The organism is Aestuariivirga sp. (assembly GCF_044239095.1).
Classification (GTDB): domain Bacteria; phylum Pseudomonadota; class Alphaproteobacteria; order Rhizobiales; family Aestuariivirgaceae; genus Aestuariivirga.
In genome coordinates, this window is the sequence record NZ_JBIICB010000307.1 from 1 (window position 1) to 4,796 (window position 4,796).

Sequence of the window (4,796 nt, forward strand, 5' to 3'; positions counted from 1 at the left end):
GCGCACGGGCGCTTGGCATCGGCCTCCTCTCCGGCGGCTATGGCACGGAGGAACTCGAGCGGGCCGGGGCCTATCGCGTGTACGAAGACCCGGCAGATCTGCTCGCACATATCGACGAGGTGGGCGGGCGGCGCTAGCCTTCGCCCAGCACATGGGCGACGACCTTGCGCATGACGGTGGGCAGGGCCTCGCCGCTCAGGTCGTGGCGGGCCGTCCAGCGGTAGTCGCCATCCTCACGCAATTCGCCGTCCTGCACGGTCTCGGCGCGCCAGACGGTGAGTTCGAGGTGGAAGTGCGTGAATGTGTGCGCCACCGTGCCCGGCAGAACCCGCCAGCGCGCGGCAAGGGGCGCTTCGGCCTCAGGCGATGCGGGCGCCTCGCCCCATTGCGTGGAGGGCACCTCCATCATGCCGCCGAGCAGTCCCTTCTCCGGCCTGCGCCGCAGCAGCACCGCGCCATCCGCCCGCTCGATCCAGAAGGCGGTGCCGCGGCGCGTGGGCACCTTCTTCTTCGGCTTCTTGCGCGGCAGCGAGGGCGCAAGGCCCGAGATGCGGCCTTCGCAATGCTCCGCCCACGGACAGATGAGGCAGTTGGGATCGCGCGGGGTGCAGATGGTGGCGCCCAAATCCATCATCGCCTGGGCGAAGTCGCCCGCACGCTGCTCCGGCACCAGGGCCTGGGCCTTCTCGCGGATCTCGGGCTTTGAATCGGGGAGCGGCGTCTCGATGGCATAAAGCCTGCTGATGACACGCTCGACATTGCCGTCGACCGCCGCATGCCGCCCGCCGAAGGCGATCGCGGCGATGGCGCCTGCGGTGTAGGGGCCGATGCCCGGAAGCGTCCGGAGTTCAGCCTCCGTTTCCGGAAAGCGGCCGCCGAAGCGCGACACGACTTCGCGCGCGCAGTGATGCAGGTTGCGCGCCCGGGCATAATAGCCGAGCCCGGCCCAGGCCTTCAGCACGTCGTCGAGGGGGGCCCCGGCCAGCGCCTCCACCTTCGGCCAGAGCGCCACGAATTTCTCGAAATAGGCCTTCACCGCCTGGACCGTGGTCTGCTGCAGCATGATTTCCGAGAGCCAGACGCGGTAGGGGTCCGCCGCCACGCCGGGCTTGGCGCGCCAGGGCAGTACGCGGGCGTGGGCGTCATACCAATCAAGTAATTGTGAGGCCCTGCCGGGACTTGGCCCTTTTCTGGCCATGCTGCTGCGCAAACAAACAACTCCTGTTATAAGCCCACGATACAGATCACTGCACAAGTCCGGCAATGGAAACTCTCTCCAAGCATTTCCGCGAGATCACCAAGGCCGCCTTCGCGCGCTATGGCTTTGCGCAGGCCGACGTGGTGGCCAACTGGGAGGCGATCGTGGGCAGCGAACTGGCCCGGGTGTCAGCACCCGAGCGCATCAGGTGGCCGCGCGGCGCGGGCGAGGAGGCGCAGAAGCAGGGCGGAACGCTGATCATCCGCGCAGAACCCGGCCGGGCGCTGGAACTACAATATGAAGCGTCCCGCATCGTGGCGCGCATCAACAGCTTTTTTGGCTATGGCGCGATCGCGGGGATCAAGGTCATGCAGGGGCAGGCACGTCTGCCGCAATCCGCCAAGCCACCCCCAGTTCCAGAAAAACCTGTTTGTGAACAAGAGCTTGCATCTCTGGAGGACAGCCCCCTCAAGGCCGCGCTCGAGCGCCTGGGGCGCAGTGTGGCGGCGGTCTCCCGGAGTTCTCCACAAGGCAAATAACTTTTTGTTTCAACCCCCAACATCTAGTAGGTAACCGTCATGAACATGATCTCCCGCCGTCACATCCTCCTTGCCGGCGCCGCGCTTGCGGCGCTGGGCGCCACCACGCCAGCCTTTGCCTTGGACAAGGCCGAGCTGATGAAGCCGCCAGCACTCGGCGACATGGCGCTGGGCGCCGAAGAGGGCGCGAAAGTCACCATCATCGAATATGCCTCGGCCACCTGCCCGCATTGCGCCGCCTACCACAAGGACGCGTGGAAGAAACTCAAGGCGGAATATGTCGACACCAAGAAGATCCGCTACATCTTCCGCGAATTCCCCACCAACGATGCAGCGCTGGCCGCCTTCATGATCGCCCGCTCCGCGCCGAAGGATGCCTATTTCCCGCTGATGGACGTGTTCTTCGAGACCCTTGAGACCTGGACCAAGAACCCCGCGGAGGGATTGTTCAACATTGCCAGGCAGGCGGGCTTCACCCAGGCGAAGTTCGACGAGACGCTGAAGAACGAGGCGCTTGCCAAGGGCATCCTCGAGATCCGCGAGGGCGGCTCGAAATTCGGCGTTGACGGCACGCCGAGCTTCTTCATCAATGGCGAAAAGTTCGATGGCGAGCGCACGTTCGAGGCGTTCAAGGCTGCGATCGACCCGCTCCTCTGATCCGGGGAGCGGCATTTTTTTGAGGGGCACGGGCTCAAGATGAAATTCACACGGTTGAGGCTTTCGGGATTCAAGTCCTTTGTGGAGCCGACGGACCTTATGATCGAGCCCGGCCTCACCGGTGTCGTCGGCCCCAATGGCTGCGGCAAGTCGAACCTGCTCGAGGCGCTGCGCTGGGTGATGGGCGAAAGCTCCTACAAGTCCATGCGCGCCTCCGGCATGGACGACGTCATCTTCTCCGGCACCACGCAGCGCCCGGCCCGCAACATGGCGGAAGTGCTGGTGACGCTGTCGAACGACGACGGCTCCGCACCACCGCACTATCAGGACCAGGAGACCCTCGAGATTTCCCGCCGCATTGAGCGCGACGAGGGCTCCGCCTACCGCATCAACGGCAAGGACGTGCGGGCGCGTGACGTGCAGTTGCTCTTCGCCGACGCCTCGACGGGCTCGCGTTCGCCGGCACTCGTGCGGCAGGGCCAGATCGGCGAGATCATCAATGCCAAGCCGCAGGCGCGCCGCCTGATCCTCGAAGAGGCCGCGGGCATCACCGGGCTTCATACGCGGCGCCACGAGGCGGAACTGAAGCTTCGCGCGGCGGAGCAGAACCTCACGCGGCTCGATGACGTTACCGCACAGCTCGAAACACAGCTGAACAGCCTGAAGCGCCAGGCGCGCCAGGCCACCAAGTACAAGGCGCTCTCCGCCGACATCCGCCGGCTTGAGGCGATGGGCCTCTACGTGAACTGGCGCGATGCGGCAGACACCGCAGAGCGTGACGCCGCGGCCCTCGACGAGGCCACCCGCATCCTCGCGGAGCACACGCGCCAGGCCTCCGAGAAGCTCCGCCTGCGCGATGAACTGGGCGAGAAGCTGCCGGGCCTTCGCGAGCAGGAGGCGGTGCGCGCCGCCGTGCTCCAGCGCGTCAGCCATGAGCGCAACGTGCTGGACGAGGAAGAGCGCCGCGCGGGCGAGCGCCGCAAGGAATTCGACCAGCGCATCGGGCAGATCAACGCCGACCTCATGCGCGAGCAGGAACTGCTGAACGACACCGGCCGCGTGCTGACAAACCTTGCGGAAGAGAGCGAAACGCTCAAGGCATCGAGCGGCTCCGACGGCGAGATCCGTGCCGAGGCCGCCGTGGCGCTGCAGCAGGCCGCCGACGCGCTGGCCCGTGCCCAGGAAGCCGCGGACGAGGCGGGGGCCAAGCTCTCCGAGCTCACCGCCCGCCGCAACGCCATTCTCCGCGCGATCGAGGAACACGCCTCGCGCCTTCAGCGGCTTGACCGGGAATTGGCGGAGACCACTGCCAGGCGCGACGCGCTGATGGCGCGTTACGTGGTCGAGGGGGACGGCGCCAAGCTGTCTGCCGCCGTCGAGCACGCCATCGCCGAGGCCTTGCAGTTCGAGGAGTCGGTGGGCGAGGCGGAATCGGGCGTGCGCGCTGCGCGCACAGTCGAGGCCGATAGCCGTGCCGCCCATGATGAGGCCCGCCGCAGGGCTGACCGGCTGCAGACGGAAGTCCGTACACTGACCAACCTGCTGAAGGCCGGGGGTGGCGATCTCTGGCCATCGCTCGTCGACCTGCTTAAGGTCACCAACGGCTATGAAGCCGCACTTGGCGCCGCGCTGGGTGACGACATCGACGCCTCTGCCGACGAAGGCGCGCCGGTCCACTGGCGTGGCCTGCCGCCACTGTCCGGCACCGCCGCATTGCCCGAGGGAGCAGAGCCCTTGAGCCGCTTCGTTGAGGCGCCGCCAGCCCTGCAGCGCCGGCTCTCACACATCGGCGTGGTGTCGAAGGCCCTGGGCCAGGCACTGCAGCCGCAGCTGAGGCCCGGACAGCGCCTCGTCTCCCGCGAGGGTGACGTGTGGCGCTGGGACGGCTTCACTGCCGCCGCCGATGCACCGAGCGCCGCCGCGAAGCGCCTGGCGGAGAGGAATCGCCTGGCCTCGCTCGAAGTCGAGATGGCGGTGGCGATCGATGCCGCAGACGAAGCGAGGGCACGCTTCGAAACCGCCCGCGCCGCCGTCGAGGCTGCCGCAATGAGCGAACGCGAGACCCGCGAGGCGCACCGCGCCGCCTTGTCCGCCGCCGAATTCGCCCGCCGGGCGCTGACCACCCATGAGCGTCAGGTTGCCGAGCAACTGGCCCAGACCAGCGCCCTTGAGGAGGCGCAGCGGCGAATCGAACAGGCGCGCGCGGAAACCGGCGCCAGCCTCGATGCGGCACGCGCCGAGGCCGACGCCCTGCCGGAACTCGATTCGCTGCAGGCGGAGCTGAACCAGCTGCGCAACGCCGTGAACGGCGAGCGCGCGGCCTATGCGGAGGCACGTGCGAAGCATGACGGGCTCGAGCGCGAGGCAAAGGCCCGCGCCGACCGGATCAGGGCCATCGACGC

At 67.5% G+C, this 4,796-nt stretch carries 4 protein-coding genes and 1 pseudogene; 4 read left to right on the top strand and 1 reads right to left on the bottom strand.

Annotation, left to right across the window (positions count from 1 at the left end; all coding sequences use genetic code 11):
- A pseudogene (locus tag ACILRA_RS19865) lies at positions 1-137 on the top strand (HAD family hydrolase); the annotation flags it as partial.
- Here ACILRA_RS19865 and mutY read toward each other — a convergent pair.
- A complete protein-coding gene (mutY, locus tag ACILRA_RS19870; protein WP_395663790.1) occupies positions 134-1,198 on the bottom strand; it encodes an A/G-specific adenine glycosylase in 1,065 nt (354 codons plus the stop codon). The pseudogene ACILRA_RS19865 and the gene mutY overlap by 4 nt on opposite strands.
- A 65-nt stretch (positions 1,199-1,263) precedes the next feature.
- Between mutY and ACILRA_RS19875 the strand changes: the two genes are divergently transcribed.
- The 3 genes from ACILRA_RS19875 to ACILRA_RS19885 form a co-directional block, all read left to right on the top strand.
- Entirely contained in the window at positions 1,264-1,737 is a 474-nt protein-coding gene (locus ACILRA_RS19875; protein ID WP_395663791.1) for a DUF721 domain-containing protein, read from the top strand.
- A 39-nt stretch (positions 1,738-1,776) separates the two neighbouring features.
- On the top strand, positions 1,777-2,394 hold the full coding sequence (locus ACILRA_RS19880) for a DsbA family protein (protein WP_395663792.1): 618 nt from the start codon (positions 1,777-1,779) through the stop codon (positions 2,392-2,394).
- A gap of 39 nt (positions 2,395-2,433) precedes the next feature.
- A partial coding sequence (locus ACILRA_RS19885; RefSeq protein ID WP_395663793.1) for a chromosome segregation SMC family protein occupies positions 2,434-4,796 on the top strand: 2,363 nt, incomplete at its 3' end.

Bases quoted from the DNA above. Each gene is read 5' to 3' on its own strand.
- mutY (WP_395663790.1), bottom strand. From the start codon at position 1,198: ATGGCCAGAAAAGGGCCAAGTCCCGGCAGGGCCTCACAATTACTTGAT.
- ACILRA_RS19875 (WP_395663791.1), top strand. From the start codon at position 1,264: ATGGAAACTCTCTCCAAGCATTTCCGCGAGATCACCAAGGCCGCCTTC.
- ACILRA_RS19880 (WP_395663792.1), top strand. From the start codon at position 1,777: ATGAACATGATCTCCCGCCGTCACATCCTCCTTGCCGGCGCCGCGCTT.